Origin of the sequence: Agrobacterium tumefaciens, assembly GCA_025560025.1 — a bacterium.
Classification (GTDB): domain Bacteria; phylum Pseudomonadota; class Alphaproteobacteria; order Rhizobiales; family Rhizobiaceae; genus Agrobacterium.
In genome coordinates, this window is the sequence record CP048485.1 from 2,791,583 (window position 1) to 2,807,940 (window position 16,358).

15 protein-coding genes are annotated in these 16,358 nt (G+C 58.3%); 8 read left to right on the forward strand and 7 right to left on the reverse strand.

Annotated features, from left to right (window positions below; all coding sequences use genetic code 11):
- Window positions 1-18: 18 nt before the first annotated feature.
- The 3 genes from FY152_13440 to rirA form a co-directional block, all read right to left on the reverse strand.
- Complete coding sequence (locus FY152_13440; protein ID UXS33052.1) at window positions 19-930, reverse strand: ABC transporter substrate-binding protein; 912 nt, start codon at window positions 928-930, stop codon at window positions 19-21.
- A 140-nt stretch (window positions 931-1,070) separates the two neighbouring features.
- The gene (locus FY152_13445) at window positions 1,071-2,117 is read right to left on the reverse strand and encodes an AbrB family transcriptional regulator (protein UXS33053.1); all 1,047 of its coding nucleotides are present in this window, start codon (window positions 2,115-2,117) and stop codon (window positions 1,071-1,073) included.
- A 167-nt stretch (window positions 2,118-2,284) separates the two neighbouring features.
- Window positions 2,285-2,758 carry an iron-responsive transcriptional regulator RirA gene (gene rirA, locus FY152_13450; protein ID UXS33054.1) on the reverse strand — a complete coding sequence of 158 codons (474 nt, stop codon included), beginning with the start codon at window positions 2,756-2,758 and terminating at the stop codon, window positions 2,285-2,287.
- A gap of 158 nt (window positions 2,759-2,916) precedes the next feature.
- Between rirA and FY152_13455 the strand changes: the two genes are divergently transcribed.
- Window positions 2,917-3,981 carry a Fe(3+) ABC transporter substrate-binding protein gene (locus FY152_13455; protein UXS33055.1) on the forward strand — a complete coding sequence of 355 codons (1,065 nt, stop codon included), beginning with the start codon at window positions 2,917-2,919 and terminating at the stop codon, window positions 3,979-3,981.
- 48 nt (window positions 3,982-4,029) lie between these two features.
- Here FY152_13455 and FY152_13460 read toward each other — a convergent pair whose 3' ends face one another.
- The 3 genes from FY152_13460 to FY152_13470 all read right to left on the reverse strand — a co-directional run bounded on the left by FY152_13460 (window position 4,030) and on the right by FY152_13470 (window position 7,885).
- Window positions 4,030-5,100, reverse strand: coding sequence for a M48 family metallopeptidase (locus FY152_13460; protein ID UXS33056.1), 1,071 nt, complete (start codon window positions 5,098-5,100; stop codon window positions 4,030-4,032).
- The gene (locus tag FY152_13465) at window positions 5,090-6,160 is read right to left on the reverse strand and encodes a DUF898 domain-containing protein (GenBank protein ID UXS33057.1); all 1,071 of its coding nucleotides are present in this window, start codon (window positions 6,158-6,160) and stop codon (window positions 5,090-5,092) included. The genes FY152_13460 and FY152_13465 overlap by 11 nt, the downstream gene beginning before the upstream one ends.
- 228 nt (window positions 6,161-6,388) lie before the next feature.
- Window positions 6,389-7,885, reverse strand: coding sequence for a CoA-acylating methylmalonate-semialdehyde dehydrogenase (locus FY152_13470; GenBank protein UXS33058.1), 1,497 nt, complete (start codon window positions 7,883-7,885; stop codon window positions 6,389-6,391).
- A 106-nt stretch (window positions 7,886-7,991) separates the two neighbouring features.
- Between FY152_13470 and FY152_13475 the strand changes: the two genes are divergently transcribed.
- From FY152_13475 to pncB, 7 genes are all read left to right on the forward strand, one after another.
- Window positions 7,992-8,873 carry a LysR family transcriptional regulator gene (locus FY152_13475; GenBank protein ID UXS33059.1) on the forward strand — a complete coding sequence of 294 codons (882 nt, stop codon included), beginning with the start codon at window positions 7,992-7,994 and terminating at the stop codon, window positions 8,871-8,873.
- A 125-nt stretch (window positions 8,874-8,998) separates the two neighbouring features.
- Complete coding sequence (locus tag FY152_13480) at window positions 8,999-9,916, forward strand: DMT family transporter (GenBank protein UXS33285.1); 918 nt, start codon at window positions 8,999-9,001, stop codon at window positions 9,914-9,916.
- A 292-nt stretch (window positions 9,917-10,208) separates the two neighbouring features.
- A complete protein-coding gene (locus FY152_13485) occupies window positions 10,209-11,315 on the forward strand; it encodes a DUF475 domain-containing protein (GenBank protein ID UXS33060.1) in 1,107 nt (368 codons plus the stop codon).
- 366 nt (window positions 11,316-11,681) lie between these two features.
- Window positions 11,682-12,026 carry a winged helix-turn-helix transcriptional regulator gene (locus tag FY152_13490; protein UXS33061.1) on the forward strand — a complete coding sequence of 115 codons (345 nt, stop codon included), beginning with the start codon at window positions 11,682-11,684 and terminating at the stop codon, window positions 12,024-12,026.
- A 17-nt stretch (window positions 12,027-12,043) separates the two neighbouring features.
- On the forward strand, window positions 12,044-12,895 hold the full coding sequence (locus FY152_13495; protein ID UXS33062.1) for a C40 family peptidase: 852 nt from the start codon (window positions 12,044-12,046) through the stop codon (window positions 12,893-12,895).
- Window positions 12,896-12,990: 95 nt separating this feature from the next.
- On the forward strand, window positions 12,991-13,350 hold the full coding sequence (locus tag FY152_13500; GenBank protein UXS33063.1) for a hypothetical protein: 360 nt from the start codon (window positions 12,991-12,993) through the stop codon (window positions 13,348-13,350).
- A gap of 158 nt (window positions 13,351-13,508) precedes the next feature.
- Entirely contained in the window at window positions 13,509-14,813 is a 1,305-nt protein-coding gene (gene pncB, locus FY152_13505) for a nicotinate phosphoribosyltransferase (protein ID UXS33064.1), read from the forward strand.
- A 63-nt stretch (window positions 14,814-14,876) separates the two neighbouring features.
- Here pncB and FY152_13510 read toward each other — a convergent pair whose 3' ends face one another.
- Entirely contained in the window at window positions 14,877-16,271 is a 1,395-nt protein-coding gene (locus FY152_13510; GenBank protein UXS33065.1) for a leucyl aminopeptidase family protein, read from the reverse strand.
- Window positions 16,272-16,358 lie beyond the last annotated feature (87 nt).

Genomic DNA, 16,358 nt, shown 5'->3' on the forward strand with positions numbered 1-16,358 from the left:
CCCGCTTCCCAAAGGCTGTTATTTGAGGAAACCGTTCTTCGTCAGGAAGTCGGCGGCAACTGCCTTGGCCTGTTCGCCACCCACCTGCACGCGGGCGTTCAGGTCCTGCAGGGTCGCGAGATCCAGCTTTTCGAATACGGGTTTCAGCAACTCCTCGATATTGGGATACTTTTTCAGCACCTCTTCGCGGATGATCGGTGCGGGCTGGTAGACGGGCTGCACATGCTTGTCGTCTTCAAGAACGACCAGACCGGATGGGGCGATGCCGCCATCGGTGCCATAGACCATGGCTGCATTGGCATTGTTCGTCTGATTGGCGGCAGCGGCGATGGTGGCCGCGGTATCGCCGCCGGACAGCGTGATCAGCTGATCCGGCTTCATGGTGAAGCCGTAGGTGGTCTGAAATGCCGGCAGGGCAGCAGCGGAATTGACGAATTCCGAGGAGGCGGCAAGAACCACCGCACCGCCACCAGCGATGTATTTTCCGAAATCCGACAGCGTTTTCAGATTGTTTTTGTCGGCGACATCCTTGCGAAGCGCAATCGCCCAGGTGTTGTTTGCGGGTGATGGCGTCAGCCAGACGATCTTGTTGGCGTCATAATCGAGCGTTTTCGCTTCCTCATAGCCCTTTGCGGCATCCTTCCAGAGTGGATCGTCCGCCTTGGAGAAAAAGAAGGCGGCATTGCCGGTATATTCCGGATAGATGTCGATCTCGCCCGCAGTGATCGCTTTTCTCACCACCGGGGTGGCGCCGAGCTGGATGCGATCCGTCGTCTGGATATTGTTTTTGTTCAGCACGGCAAGGATGATGTTGCCGAGAACGCCGCCCTCCGTGTCGATCTTCGACGACACGACCACCTGCGCCTGAGCGATGGAACCATAAAGTGCAAGCGCCAATCCGACGCCTGTCAACATCATCACGCGTTTCATGAAAATTCCTCCGGTGGGTCAGCCTGTCGAACACGCGAAAATTGCCGTCGCAATTGCGGAGAAACAGGAACGGCCAGAAGAACAAATGGTTGCAACACCACCAGCTTTTTTTGCGGGAATGGCAGGCGCGCTGGTCCCGCTCAGGTTTTGTCGTCCTGCTTGCGTGCGTCCTTGCCCATGACGAGCGGCATGAGGACGGACAGGAACAGAAGCCTCAGAACATGATGCGACCCGACATAGGCGGTATCGGCATGCATCATCACCGCCATGGCCGCCATGGTTTCAAGGCCGCCCGGCGAATAGGCGATCATCACGGCATTGAGCGGAACGCCGGTGATGCCGGAAATCATCCAGGCAATGCTTCCGGCGATCACCATCACGGCGATGGTGACGACGAAACCCGCCAGAAAGCCTTTCCGAACGTCCATCAGGGATACATTCGAAAAGCGCGTACCGATGAGACAGCCGATCAGCACATAGACCGGCAGGCTGAGCCAGGTCGGAACACCGCCCTCGGTGAGGCCGGTAATATGGGTGCCGATGGACACGGCAACACCGCCGAGCAGCAGGGCTGCCGGAAATTTCCATCGCAGGAAGAGCCATCCCATAGCAAGGGATGCGCCAATGGTCAGCGCCAGTGTGAAAAGACCCATCGGCGGGTTGACGATGAGCGGCTCCGTGCTGACGAGGTCGAAATATTCGACGATCAGCGGCACGGAAAGGGTGAGCGCCAGCACCCGCACGCTTTGCACGATACTGACCGTCGCAAGGTCACTTTTTGTCTCCGCGCCAAGGCTGATGATGTAGCTGAGGTGCCCGGGCGAAGCGCCGAGCATCGCCGTGGTGCGGTCGTATCCGAAGCCGTAATGCAGGATCCAGTAGGCGACATAAAGCATGATGACGACGGCGACGAGCACGACGACGAAGCTCAGGGGCCATGTTTTTGCAGCATCGATGACCGAAGGCGTGACGCTCGTTCCCATCGAAATGCCGACAACGACGAAACAGGCATTGCGGATGAAGGCGGGAATTCCGAGCCTCACGCCGGCCAGTCCCGTGATCGTCACGGCGAGTGCCGGGCCGGAAAGAAAGGGGGCCGGGATATTGAGGAGGCTGGCGACGAGCGCACCCATGCTGCCGACAAGCGCGGTAAGCGCAAATGTATGGAATTCAGGCTTGATGATCATTGCGACGCTGATGGGTTGCTTCAGAAAAGCTCGCGACCAAATGCGCCGCTTCGTCTTGCGACGTCAACATGCGGGGCCAAAAATATTATATTTCAAGAGCGATTTTATAAAAGAAAAGCCCGTGGCCTGCGGACACGGGCTTGGCGACTGCCGATAGGCAGGGACGATCAGGCAGCCGGCAGAGGAGCGGCAACTTTCGGCATTTCCGTATCGATCCCGAGCAGGAAGTTGATCTGCGGCCGTGCCTTGACGAGATCGTCGATCGAATATTCCGTCAACACGTCAAAGAAGGCATTGAGCGCCTTGCGAAGTGCTGAGTTCAGCCCGCAGCTGTCCACAAGCGGACATTCCACAGCGCCATCCTCGAAGCATTCCGCCATCGCAAAGCTGTCTTCCGTCACCTTCACCACGTCAAACAGGCTGATCTTTTCTGCAGGCTTGCCAAGACGCACGCCGCCATTGCGGCCGCGCACGGTTTCCACCAGGCCGGCCTTGTTGAGCGGCTGCAGAATTTTGAAAAGGAACAGCTCAGAGACGCCGTAAGCCCGTGCAATCTCCGGAATGCGGCTCAGCTTACCTTCATTCGCGGCGCAATACATCAACATGCGAACGGCATAGTTGGTCTGTTTGGTCAAACGCATGCTGGTCTCCTAACTCTCAATGTGGAGTTATATAGTCTCTTTTTCAGTTTAGAACAATTCCAGAAACTGAAAAAACTGGCATCCATCCGATATTTCTCGAACGGCCTTGTTGACCGGCCCGATGATTCATGAACAAACAAGTCAAGAATCTGAATGTAATGGAGGCATTCGTAATGGCAAGCTTGAAATCATGTTTTTCCGCTGCCGTTTTTTCCGGGTTGACGATGGTTCTGGCCGCGCCCGCCGCTTTTGCGGAGGGTGAGGTAAACGTCTATTCCTATCGACAGCCGGAGCTGATCCAGCCGTTGCTCGATGCCTTCACGAAAGAAACGGGCATAGAGACCAACGTTCTTTTCCTCGATAAGGGACTGGTGGAGCGCATTCAGGCCGAGGGGGTCAATTCGCCGGCCGATATTCTGCTGACGGTCGATATTGCCCGTCTCGTCGAGGCGAAGGAAGGCGGTGTCACGCAGCCGGTGCTGAACGATCCCGTCATCGAGAAGGATATTCCGGCCAATCTGCGCGATCCGCAGGGCGAATGGTTCGGCCTGACGACGCGTGGCCGGGTTGTTTATGCTTCCAGGGAACGGGTGACCCAGAAGGACATCACCTATGAGGAGCTCGCCGATCCGAAATGGAAGGGCAAGATCTGCATTCGCGACGGCCAGCATTCCTACAATATTGCGCTGATCGCCTCGATGATCGCCCACCACGGCGTTGATTATACCCGCACATGGCTGACCGGCCTGAAGAACAACCTGGCGCGCAAGCCTGACGGAACCGACCGCAGCCAGGCAAAATCGATCTTTTCAGGCGAGTGCGATATTGCGCTCGGCAATACCTATTATGTCGGCCTGATGCTGACCAACGACCGCGAGCCGGAAGAAAAGGAATGGGCGGGATCGGTGCGGGTGATCTTTCCCAATGCGGGTGATCGCGGCACGCATGTGAATATTTCCGGCATGGCGCTGACGAAATACGCGCCCAACAAGGACAATGCGCTGAAGCTGATGGAATTCCTCGCCTCGCGCGAAGCACAGGAAATCTATGCCAAGCAGGTCTTCGAATATCCGGTCCTGCCCGGCGCGGAGCCTTCCGATGTGGTGAAGGGCTTCGGCCCCATTAATCCGGACAAGCTGCCGCTGACGGATATCGCCGCCCATCGCAAACAGGCATCCGAGCTGGTGGATGAAGTCGGTTTCAACGACGGCCCAACCAATTGAGGCCTTTCTTCATGCCTGAGATCGGTTGAGGATCGGGATACCGGCGGGTCAATTTCCCGCCGGCTTTTCGTCCAGAGACGCATTGTAGTCGAGGATAGCCTTGCGCCTTTCCGGCGTACCGGGATGGGTGGACACGATGCTGGTGCCGCTCTTGTCGCCGAGTTTTTCCTCAAGAAGCGCAAAGAAACGCTCTATCGCGGTGGGATCCAACCCGGCCTTGCGCATCAATTCCACGGAGCGCTGGTCGGCCTGCCGTTCGGCGTCGCGCGAATGCGATAAAGCCAGAAGGCCGCCGCCCTGGGTGAGAATATCTTCCATGGCCGAACCGACATCGCCGGCAATCAGCATGACGAGACCGGCGACGCCGGCGGCGCGATAGAGCTGCCGCAGGCTGTGTTGATATTCGACATGGCCGATTTCATGCGCAAGAACCCCGATGATCATCTGCCTGTCGTCACCGGCCAGCTCCACCAGCTCATCCGTCAGAACAATGGTGCCGTCCGGAAGCGCAAAAGCATTGGGGCCGATATAGCCGCCTTCGCGAAAATTCAGCTTGTAGTCCTCGGGCGAGCCTTCAGCATGGGCGACGATCTTTGCGAAGTCTGAACGGATCGCGTCCTGTTCCGGCTGCGGCAGGGCGCTCGGAGAAAACACCGTCTTGTCGAAGGCCTGCAGCGTGCTGGCCGACATGACCTGCGGAACGATTGGCGGCGTGACGGCAACCGCCACTTCCACGAGGGCCGGAAGAGCAAGCTTGTAGGTACTGTAGGCGAGAAGAACGGCCGCGGCCGCGATGCCGACCAGCCGCGGGCGAAATTGTTCCAGCCAATGCACAAAGCCGGCACGTTTCGTGATGTGCCGGCCGAGCAGCCGGTCCACGCCATCATTGTCGCGTGTTTCAAAGAGCGAGCCGTCAGGAAAGTGCAGCTCGCGGGGAATGGCCCCGACCCGATGGCTGATCTCAACCGTATTTATCTCGGCCTGGGTTCTGACATGGTTGTCCCCGGCGTCGAGCACGAGAAGGACAGTGCCGCCAAGTTTTAACCTGGCGGCGCTCGAAAGGTTTGAGCGAGCGGCATGCCACTCGCCCGAAACGGTTTCTCCGGTATCAGAAACCAAATTCGAAACCTTCCATATCCATATATTCGGCGCTGACGGCCGCACCCGTCGCCTCCATGGAGGAGAGTACCTCGCCCACATCGCCGTTGAAACGGATTGCCGTGCGCTCGACGGTGTAACGCGCCTCGCGCACCGCCGCCCAAGGCCGCATCAGGCCGAAGGTGAAAACGGTGACGATCAGGTTGGAGATGACGATCCAGAGGTAACGGCCGCGGTGAAGGTCGCTGTGCAGGTCGTGCTTTCCGTCAAGCAACATGGACGAGATGACGACGTTGCGAACACCGGTGCGATAAACCACGCCGGCAAGGCCATAGACGAGAAATGCGCCAAAAAGACCGATATAGAGAGAGGCAAGCGCAGTCACCATGGCAGTCGTCTCATCTTCGAGCATCGCGCTGTTGGCGGCAAAGGCAGCAATGCCGAAGAAGCCGACCACGACGCTGCCGATCACCACCATGATGGCGGGAATGATCCAGACCCGGTAAAGCGCGCCGATCTTGGGATCGGCAGTGAACGGGCGATCACCATAACGCAGATTGCTGAAAATGTAGCGGTTCGCCCAACGGCTGGCCAGAGGCGCCAGAATGCCGAAGGAAAAGAGCGCGACCAGGCCGCCGAGCAGAATGGAAACGAAAGCCCCGCCGGCGGTACCGACGAAATCGAAGCGCACATTGCGATAGCTCGTCACCCGCGCATTAAAACGGATGCTGCGTGTGATCAGCCAGGGAAAGAAGATCATCAGCAGGATCAACGGCAGGAAGACCAGAAACGGATGGATGAGGCCAACAAGCTGCGAGATGACGATGAAGGCAAAGGCGATCAGGCGGCCCTTGAAGATTTGTCCGCCGGTGGCGTGATAACCGAAGGCGCGGCCGGCAAGCACGGTATTGCCGTTGAAGTAACGCTTGCGGCGCACCTTCGCCCAGGCGGAATAGATGCCGATGGTGATGATCGTCAGAAGGATATTGACGATCCAGATTCCGAAATATTCCTTCGCGTTTCCGGTGAAGGAGCCGCGTTCGATCCCGCGCTGATCCGCACGGACAGAGATGTCACTCATAAATAATCCCTCATGGCATGCCCCTCTCCGGGCAGATTGAGTTTGCAAGCTTCCCCGTTATTCGTCGGTTGGCAGCGTCCCCACGCCGCAACGGCACTCTTACGCGATAACAGCTTTAAGTGGAATTATTTTGACAGGAGAAAACTTGATTTTTCTAGTTATCTTTTTAATCAAAAAAGCCCCGCTGTGAAAACAGCGGGGCTTTTTAGCATTTCGGGGCGTGTCGGCTTATTTCATCGTCGGCATGACGAATTCAGCGCCCGATTTGATACCGGACGGCCAGCGCGAGGTGATCGTCTTGGTCTTCGTCCAGAACTTGATCGAATCCGTGCCGTGCTGGTTGAGGTCGCCGAAGCTCGAAGCCTTCCAGCCGCCGAAGGAGTGATAGGCAAGCGGAACCGGGATCGGAACGTTGATGCCGATCATGCCGATATTCACGCGGCTTGCGAAGTCGCGGGCGGCATCGCCGTCGCGGGTGTAGATCGCGACACCGTTGCCATATTCATGCTTCATCGGCAGTTCCAGCGCGTCTTCGTAGTTCTTGGCGCGAACGACGGAGAGAACGGGTCCGAAGATTTCCGTCTTGTAGATGTCCATATCAGGAGTGACGTGGTCAAACAGGCAGCCGCCGACGAAATAGCCGTCCTCATAGCCCTGCAGCTTGAAGTCGCGGCCATCGACCAGAAGCTTCGCGCCCTGTTCGACGCCGCTGTCGATCAGGCCCTTGACGCGCGTCTGCGCTTCTTTGGTGACGAGCGGGCCCATATCGGCCTTGTCGTCGGTATAGGGGCCGATCTTCAATGCTTCGATCTGGGGGATAAGTTTTTCAACGAGACGGTTTGCCGTCTCTTCGCCAACCGGAACCGCAACGGAAACGGCCATGCAGCGCTCGCCGGCCGAACCGTAACCCGCGCCCATCAGTGCGTTCACCGCCTGATCGAGATCGGCGTCCGGCATGATGATCATGTGGTTCTTCGCGCCGCCGAAGCACTGCGCGCGCTTGCCGTTCATGGCGGCTGTGCCGTAGACGTAGCGGGCGATCGGCGTCGAGCCGACGAAGGATACAGCGCCGATATCCGGATCGGTCAGGATGGCGTCGACAGCGCCCTTGTCGCCGTTGACGACGTTGAGAATACCAGCCGGAAGACCGGCCTCGATCATCAGTTCGGCAAGACGGATCGGCAGCGACGGGTCGCGCTCGGAAGGCTTGAGGATGAAGGCGTTACCGCAGGCAATCGCCGGCGCAAACATCCACATCGGGATCATGCCGGGGAAGTTGAACGGCGTAATGCCTGCGCCAATGCCGACCGGCTGGCGGATCGAATACATGTCGATGGCCGGGCCGGCGCCTTCGGTGAACTCACCCTTCTGCAGATGCGGAATGCCGCAGACGAATTCGCAGACTTCAAGGCCGCGCACGATATCGCCCTTGGAATCCTCGACGGTCTTGCCGTGCTCGCTGGAGAGCAGCACAGCCAGCTCGTTCATGTCGCGGTTCAGAAGTTCGACGAACTTGAAGAAAACGCGGGCGCGGCGCTGCGGGTTGGTGGCCGCCCACTTGGGCTGCGCCGCCTTGGCGCTTTCAACGGCGGCGCGCAGTTCGGCGTCGCTGGCAAGCGCAACGGTTGCCTGCACTTCGCCGGTGGCCGGGTTGTAGACATTCGATGTGCGGCCGCTGGTACCGGGCACATGCTTGCCGTTAATGAAATGACCGATTTCCTTCATGGGTTTTCCTCCAGAATGTGATGGCGCAGCATTACCTTTCGATTTGCACAAATCAATCGCCTGAAATAAGCATCCATTGTGCAAAAATAGACATAAAGAGGGTGCCGTGAACTGGGATGATGTGCGTTTGTTTCTAAGCGTTGCGCGAAGCGGCCAGTTTCTTTCGGCAGCGAGAAAGCTTGGCGTCAACCATGCCACCCTCAGCCGGCGCATTTCCGCACTGGAAGCGGCCATCGGCACGCAGCTGTTTTTGCGAAGCACCAATGGCTGCGAGCTGACGGAAGAAGGCCAGCGCCTTCTTGCCGGGGCCGAGCGCATGGAAACCGAAATGCTGAACGCCCAGGCAAATCTCGGCCGGGTCGATACGGCTGTGGCGGGAACGGTGCGTATCGGCGCACCGGATGGTCTCGGCGTGTCCTTTCTCGCGCCTCGGCTTGGCAGGCTCACGGCACGGTATCCCGAGCTGAAGATCCAGCTTGTGCCGGTGCCGCGCTCATTCTCCTTGTCGCAGCGCGAGGCCGATATCGCCATCACCATCGAAAGGCCGGAGCAGGGCAGGCTGATGTTTTCAAAACTCACCGACTATTCGCTGGGGCTGTACGCATCGGAGGCCTATCTCGCTGAATACGGAGCGCCGGCGGATGTCGAGGCACTGAAGCGCCATCGCCGCATCGGTTACGTGGAGGACCTGATCTTTTCACCCTCCCTGAACTACACCGGCGAGATCATGCGCGATTGGGATGCCGCCTTTGAAATCTCCAGCGCCACAGGCCAGACGGAGGCGGTGCGCTCCGGCGCCGGTATCGGTATCCTGCATAATTACATCGCCGGGCAATATCCCGAACTTCTGCGGATCATGCCACATCTCGGTATCAGCCGGTCCTACTGGACGGCCTATCACGAGTCCGCCCGCCAATTGGTTCGGGTCCGCACCGTGGTCGATTTTCTTCAGGAACTCGTAGCCGAAGAACGGCGAATCTTCACCTGAAACCGACGTTCCCGATCTATTAGTAATATTATTGTGTGAGTCCGATGGCTCCGGGCTTGACAAGGCATGGTTGGGTGAACGACCAATGCAGCCATTGGGAGAAATCGGAATCTGACATGTCGAATATGATAAGAAAGCTGTCGCCGACTGGCCTTGGCGTGGCCGTCATGCTGCTTGGAATGCTGCTTTTTGCATTGAACGATGCCATGGGAAAATGGCTCGTCTCCACCTATAGCCAGGGTCAGGTTATCCTGATCCGAAGTGCTGCGGCCCTTGTCATCCTCGTTCCGATTGTCTGGCGAGCCGGTCTTCCCGGCCTCGTGAAAATCGAGCGGCCATTTCTCCAGGTGGCCCGCGTATTTTTCTCGACAGCCGAGCTTTTCTGTTTCTATTTCGCCGTTGCGAGCCTGCCGCTGGCCGACGTCATGACTTACTGGCTTGCGGCCCCGATCTATGTGGCGGCGCTCTCGCCGTTTCTGCTTGGGGAAAAGGTGGGCTGGCGTCGCTGGACGGCCATTGCCATTGGTTTTGTCGGCGTTCTTATCGCGCTGAAACCAAGTTCGGCAAGCCTCACCTCCGCCGCGCTGTTCTCCATTCTCGGCAGCGCCGCATTTGCCTTCATGATGTTGTCCGGACGCCAGCTGCGCAACACGCCGGATACCGTACTCGCCTTCTGGCAGATCATCGGCGCCGCCCTTGCGGGCATTGTTGCGGTGTTCGTCACGCCATCCGGCTGGTTGCCGGTCCAGTCCAGCTTCGATCTGGCGTTTCTCGGCCTGCTCGGCGTGGTCGCCATGGCGGCGCATGTACTGGTCAACCGGGCCCTGAAACTCGCGGACGCCGCCACTGTCGCGCCGCTGCAATATACATTGCTGCTCTGGGCGGTGATTTTCGGCTGGCTTTTCTTCGGTGATGTGCCCCAGACGAGTATCGTCGTCGGTGCGGGCCTGATTGTTCTCTCCGGCCTCTATATCTTCTTCCGCGAAAATACGCTCAAACGCCGTCGCGAAACCGCCGAAGGACTGGCTGCCGAGCAGGTTTGATCTTTCTTGTCCGCCGTTGTTACACTCACGGGACTTGACGAAGGCGTGATCTTCAGGGAGTAAGAAGGGGCCCTGCGATGATTTGTCTCGCAAGGGCAGAGGAAACAAAGGTGCCGGGCCCCTCTGGCGAGAGTTTTACGGCGCTCTCGCGATGTCGGTACCGCCTGCAAAAATTGGCCGGCGGATTAAAAACTATGAAAAACCTGAATGTGCTTCGCGCGCGTACTTTCTGCGTGCGGCCTGACGCCTCGCGTCGGTCCGCTATCGCTCTCGTTACCGGAGGTAACCGGACATGAGCGCCGCCCAGAAAACCACGCTGTCCTACTTCAAGTGGGCTTTTATCGTCACCGTCGTCGGTCTCATCCTCGGCGGCTATCTCGGCTGGGAAATGACCGGAACGGTCAGCGGCACGGCGACGATCTTCTTCATCTGTGCGGTGCTCGCCGTGCTGGAAATCTCGCTTTCCTTCGACAACGCCATCGTCAACGCCAACAAGCTCAAGGAGATGACGCCGGTCTGGCAGCATCGCTTCCTGACCTGGGGTATTCTGATTGCCGTTTTCGGCATGCGTATCGTCTTCCCGCTGCTGATCGTGGTCGTTGCCGCGAATGTCGGCCCCTGGACGGCGCTCGTCATGGCCGCCACGGAGCCGGAACGTTATTCCGAGATCATGCGTGACGCCCATCTGCCGATCGCTGCTTTCGGTGGCACCTTCCTGATGATGGTTGGCCTCAACTTCTTCTTCGACCATGAAAAGGACGTGCACTGGGTGCGTTGGATCGAGGAAAAGGCTGCGGTCTATTCCTCCGTCAAGGGCATCGAGATCGCCTTCGTGCTGGTCGTCATGCTGATCTTCTCCCGCATCATCGGCGCCAGCGACAATCCGGAGCTCGGTCCGGTCGCGGCCAATACCTTCTTCCATTCGGCGATCTGGGGTCTTCTGACCTTTCTGCTGGTGGAAGTCGTCGGCGGTATTCTCGATCGCAGCCAGGAAGTGCTGGAAGGCGCTGCAAAGGGTGGCTTCGGTGCGTTTCTTTATCTCGAAGTGCTCGATGCGAGCTTCTCCTTCGATGGCGTTATCGGCGCCTTCGCGCTTACGCAGAACCTGTTCATCATCGCCATCGGCCTCGGTATCGGCGCCATGTATGTGCGCTCGATGACGATCATGCTGGTGGAAAAGGGAACGCTTGCCGAATACCGCTATCTGGAGCACGGCGCTTTCTACGCGATCCTTATCCTGTCGGTCATCATGTATGTCCAGACCATGTTCCATATACCGGAGGTCATTACCGGCCTTGGTGGTGCGACCCTGATCGGCATCTCGCTCTGGTCGTCGATCCGGCATAACCGGCAGCAAAGCGCCGATGCGGTTGACGCTGCACGCGGCGCAGAAATCTGATCAGCGATGATCCCTGCCTTCCGCCGCTGAGGCGGAAGGCAGTTTTTAGGCATTGAATCTTGCGTTGCCTATTTTTGTTGCCATTTATTCTTTGCGTAAAATTTAAACTGTAAAGCTGATTTGCCTTCTAAAGGCCTGTTTCTGCTCTCTTTTGTGCGCCGCAATAAAACTGGCACGCTTCCTGCATCTCACATTGCAAGTCCAGAGGGGACACTAAAGCCCGGAAAACGGGTCGATAAATACCGCCGCGCCGCGCGACCTTAAAGGTTTGCGAAGGCGCGGCGGTTTTGTTTGTGCGGTATGGTTCTTGAGTTTTGCTTCCGGTTGAATGAAAACGGTGGGACAACGACTGGAAGGTTTAGCCTTTTGCCTGCAGAACTTTCGCCTACGGAGGCCCTTGGGCTTTGGCATCGTGTATCCACGGCGCAGGTAACGGCCGATGCGCCGGATTTGACCTTGCGTCAGACCGCGATCCTGCTGCAGATTTACCTCGTGCCGCCGCCCCATACTGTTCGTGGACTGGCCGCGATGCTGGGCGTGACCAAGCCGGTCATCACCCGCGCACTCGACAGTCTCGGGGCGCTGGGATTGGTTGACAGGGTGCGTGACGAGCGGGACAAGCGTAATGTTGTGATAAAACGCACGGTGGCAGGTGCGCTCTATCTGGAAAAATTCGGCGATCTGATTATTGATCAGGCGCGCAAGATCTAACCCCTGGATGTGAACCCATGATGCTCGACCGCCGCCTGAATGTCTTCCGCTCCGATCTGGCCGACGAGAAACTGCAAGGTTTGGTCCAGGCCGAACGTTTTGTAACCGGCACCGCGGCACAGATTACCGCCCCCGTGACCGGTCTGCGGCCAACGCCCGACCTTGCTGCCGGTATCGATACGGAGCTCCTCTTTGGCGAAACCGTGCGCGTTTTCGACCGGGCGAATGGCTGGGCCTGGGTGCAGGCGGATGCGGATGGTTATGCCGGTTATGTGCCCGAGACGGTGATCGGCGATGTGGTCGCCGCTACCCATCGGGTGGTTGCGCCGCGCACCTTCCTCTATCCTTCCGCCGAATTGCGCAAGCCGCCCGTTGCTGCCTTGTCCATGGGAAGCCTGATCCGGATCGTCGGTGAGGCGGAAACACGCGGCACCCGTTATCTGTTGACCGAAAAAGGCGAGGGTGTCATCGCCGCCCATTGCCGGGAAACCGATGCGGCTCTTGAAGAAGACTATGTGGCGGTGGCGCTACGTTTTATCGAAACGCCTTATCTCTGGGGTGGACGCTCCGGCTTCGGCATTGATTGTTCCGGCCTCGTGCAATTGTCCATGGCGATGACGGGCCGCCGGGTTCTGCGCGATACCGACATGCAGGTGAAATCGCTTGGCCTGGAGATCGAACGTGATGAATTGCGCCGCGGCGATCTGGTCTTCTGGAAGGGCCATGTCGGCCTCATGGAGAATGAGGAAACGCTGCTGCACGCCAATGGCCATACGATGAATGTCGCGCGCGAAAATCTCGATGCGGCCATCGAGCGTATCGGCTGGCTTTATGAAAAGCCGACGGCTTTCCGGCGTCTGGAAAGCTGAGGGGAAGCTTTTCACGAAATTGTGCCTGCCTCGCCCTTTGTGCGAATGCTGCCGAGAGCCTACATCGAATGTGTGATGGTACGGGACCGGCATCGATGAAAACAAAAACGGCAACACGATTGGCAGCGGTTATCGCGGCGGTTCTCTTGAGCGCTTCCGCCGAGGCGCAGACTGTTTATCAGAACGGTTTTGCTCCCGCGCCCGACGCCTACGCGAATTTGCCCGGCGTGAAGGACCCGCGAACGCTGCAACCTAAAGTCCGTTACACCTGCCACAGCGAACTTGGAGTGACTGGATATGCCAGGGGTCCGCACCGTGATGTTTTCGGCAGCCGTGGGCTTCCCGTTCAGGGTTACCGCTGCACCGATGAAAACGGCATTTCCAGCTTTGGCGGCAGAAATCCCGTCTCCAAAGACTGGTATCCTGGCATCAATCCCGTCGACCCGACCTTCTGAAGTAATATGACTTAAAGCGGCGTTTGCGACGCCCGCACTCTGGACTTGTTGTCGCTTTTTCAGATAAATCTTTGACATGACAGGCTGATAATAGCTGTCGAGGTGCGGGGTGACGTCGGCCCTGCCGATGTTCTGGGCCGATGCTGGGGAATGCAAGCATGACGAAGACCGATATAGCAACCCGTGTCCACAATCACACCTGGAAGCTCGATCCGATCGTCCGCAGCCTGATCGATACGGATTTCTACAAACTCCTGATGTTGCAGATGATCTGGAAACTCTATCCGGAAGTCGACGCGACATTTTCCCTGATCAATCGCACCAAGACTGTGCGGCTGGCCGAAGAGATCGACGAGATGGAACTGCGCGAGCAGCTCGATCATGCGCGCACCCTGCGGCTCTCCAAGAAAGAAAACATCTGGCTCGCGGGTAATACATTCTACGGCCGTTCACAGATTTTCGAGCCGGAATTCCTCTCCTGGCTTTCGAGCTATCAATTGCCGGAATATGAGCTTTTCAAACGCGACGGGCAGTATGAGCTGAATTTCCATGGTCGCTGGATGGACACGACGCTCTGGGAAATCCCGGCGCTGGCGATTATCAACGAGCTGCGCTCGCGCAGCGCCATGCGCTCACTTGGTTATTTCACGCTGGACGTCCTTTATGCCCGTGCAAAGGCCAAGATGTGGGAAAAGGTCGAGCGGCTGCGGGAACTGCCAGGCCTGCGCATATCCGATTTCGGCACTCGCCGCCGCCACAGCTTCCTGTGGCAGCGCTGGTGTGTCGAGGCGCTGAAGGAAGGCATCGGACCCGCTTTTACCGGCACGAGCAATGTTCTTCTCGCCATGGATTCCGATCTCGAAGCCGTTGGCACCAATGCGCATGAATTGCCGATGGTGGTTGCGGCGCTGGCGCAGACCGACGAGGAACTGGCCGCCGCTCCCTATCAGGTTCTGAAGGACTGGAACCGTCTTTACGGCGGCAACCTGCTGATCGTCTTGCCGGACGCCTTCGGCACGGCGGCGTTTCTGCGCAACGCGCCGGAATGGGTAGCGGACTGGACGGGCTTCCGTCCCGACAGCGCACCGCCCATCGAAGGCGGGGAAAAGATCATCGACTGGTGGCAGAAGATGGGCCGCGACCCACGCAAGAAGATGCTGATCTTCTCGGACGGGCTGGATGTCGACGCCATCATCGACACCTACAGGCATTTCGAAGGCCGGGTGCGCATGAGCTTTGGTTGGGGCACCAACCTCACGAATGATTTTGCCGGCTGCGCGCCCAAGACCATCGCCAGCCTCAAGCCGATCTCCATCGTCTGCAAGGTCAGCGACGCCAATGGCCGGCCTGCGGTGAAGCTTTCCGACAACCCGCAAAAGGCGACGGGCGAGCCGGCCGAAGTGGAACGTTATCTGAAGTTCTTCGGCGAAGAAGATCACAAGGAACAAAAGGTCCTGGTGTGATCGAGACCGGGCGCTCCGCTTCACGAAGCGCCCGCAACTGTTCAGATCAATAGTGTAACAGGCTCACTTCGCAAACTGGTGGGCGATGTAATGGAAGAGCGCTCTGATACCCTGCGCTTCTCCACCGATCGACGAGTGATGCCGCTCGCTGAGCGACCAGCCGTAAATATCGAAATGCGCCCAGCGCTTTGTGTTGGTGACGAAACGCTTGAGAAACAGGGCGGCGGTGATCGATCCCGCCATGCCGCCTGAGGGCGCATTGGTAATATCGGCCGCGCGTGAGCGGATATCCTTGTCGTAGCCCATGTAGAGCGGCATGCGCCACAGGGGATCGTCGGTATCGATGCTGGCTTCGGCGATATCATGGGCCAGATCACTGTCGTCGGTATAGAATGGCGGCAAATCCGGGCCGAGAGCGACGCGGGCGGCGCCTGTCAGCGTTGCCATGTCGATCATCAGGTCCGGTGCATCCTCGTCGGCATAGGCCAGCGCATCCGCCAGAACGAGACGGCCTTCCGCATCCGTATTGTCGATCTGTACCGTCAACCCCTTGCGGCTTTTGTATATGTCGCCAGGACGGAAGGCATTGGAGGAGATGGAGTTTTCAACGGCGGGCACGAGCACGCGCAGATCGATCGGCAGCTTCGCATCCATGATCATCAGCGCGAGGCCAAGAACATTGGCAGCACCGCCCATGTCCTTCTTCATCAGGGCCATGGAAGCGGCAGGCTTGATATCGAGACCGCCGGTATCGAAGCAGACGCCCTTGCCGACGAGCGTCAGGCGCGGATTGCCCTTCTTGCCCCAGTTCATCTCAAGAAGGCGCGGCGCACTTTCGCTGGCGCGGCCAACGGCGTGAATCAGCGGGAAATTTTCCTTCAGCAGATCGTCACCGGTGGTAACGCTCACCTTCGCCTTGTAATGGGCCGCAAGCGCACGGAAAGCGATTTCAAGTTCGTCCGGCCCCATGTCGTTGGCCGGAACATTGATGAGATCGCGGGCCAGGAAAACGCCCGCCAGAATGCGCTTGATCTCGCCGTCTTCGGCATCCTGCGGAATGAGAAGTTTTGCCCCGCTGGTCTTGGTGGTCCTGTATTTGTCGAAGCGGTAGCTGCCAAGGCCGAAGCCGAGCGCCAGACGATTGGCCGTCAATGGCGCGGTCTCGATATGCCATTCACCTTCCGGCAGTTCGCGGGCGAGTTTGCCGGTGATGAAGGGGATTTCGGACGGATTGCCGCCAAGCCCGAGAAGGACGCCGCCCAGCGAACCATCGGAGGAGGGAACGAGCAAAATGGCGCCTGCCTCTGCCTTGAAACCCGCTTTTTTCGCCCAGTCCAAAGCAACAGGATCAATGGCACCCTGTTCGATATGGGCTGGCGTGACGGCGAAAACCGGCAGGGTGCTGCCGGCTTTTGAGCTGAAAGGGGTCGGGCGTTCGATGAACTGATAGGGCGCCATGGTCTGCTTTCGTAACTGTCGAGAATCGGTGCGATTAACGCTCTGTTAGGGTTAACAGATTATTGCTTTAGCGAAAGTTGCGTCATG

What these genes read in the sequence shown, in the direction of transcription:
- pncB (UXS33064.1), top strand. Translation starts at nt 13,509, where the DNA reads ATGACGAAGACCGATATAGCAACCCGTGTCCACAATCACACCTGGAAG.
- FY152_13465 (UXS33057.1), bottom strand. Translation starts at nt 6,160, where the DNA reads ATGAGTGACATCTCTGTCCGTGCGGATCAGCGCGGGATCGAACGCGGC.
- FY152_13480 (UXS33285.1), top strand. Translation starts at nt 8,999, where the DNA reads ATGATAAGAAAGCTGTCGCCGACTGGCCTTGGCGTGGCCGTCATGCTG.
- FY152_13470 (UXS33058.1), bottom strand. Translation starts at nt 7,885, where the DNA reads ATGAAGGAAATCGGTCATTTCATTAACGGCAAGCATGTGCCCGGTACC.
- FY152_13510 (UXS33065.1), bottom strand. Translation starts at nt 16,271, where the DNA reads ATGGCGCCCTATCAGTTCATCGAACGCCCGACCCCTTTCAGCTCAAAA.
- FY152_13440 (UXS33052.1), bottom strand. Translation starts at nt 930, where the DNA reads ATGAAACGCGTGATGATGTTGACAGGCGTCGGATTGGCGCTTGCACTT.
- rirA (UXS33054.1), bottom strand. Translation starts at nt 2,758, where the DNA reads ATGCGTTTGACCAAACAGACCAACTATGCCGTTCGCATGTTGATGTAT.
- FY152_13455 (UXS33055.1), top strand. Translation starts at nt 2,917, where the DNA reads ATGGAGGCATTCGTAATGGCAAGCTTGAAATCATGTTTTTCCGCTGCC.
- FY152_13495 (UXS33062.1), top strand. Translation starts at nt 12,044, where the DNA reads ATGATGCTCGACCGCCGCCTGAATGTCTTCCGCTCCGATCTGGCCGAC.
- FY152_13485 (UXS33060.1), top strand. Translation starts at nt 10,209, where the DNA reads ATGAGCGCCGCCCAGAAAACCACGCTGTCCTACTTCAAGTGGGCTTTT.
- FY152_13500 (UXS33063.1), top strand. Translation starts at nt 12,991, where the DNA reads ATGAAAACAAAAACGGCAACACGATTGGCAGCGGTTATCGCGGCGGTT.
- FY152_13445 (UXS33053.1), bottom strand. Translation starts at nt 2,117, where the DNA reads ATGATCATCAAGCCTGAATTCCATACATTTGCGCTTACCGCGCTTGTC.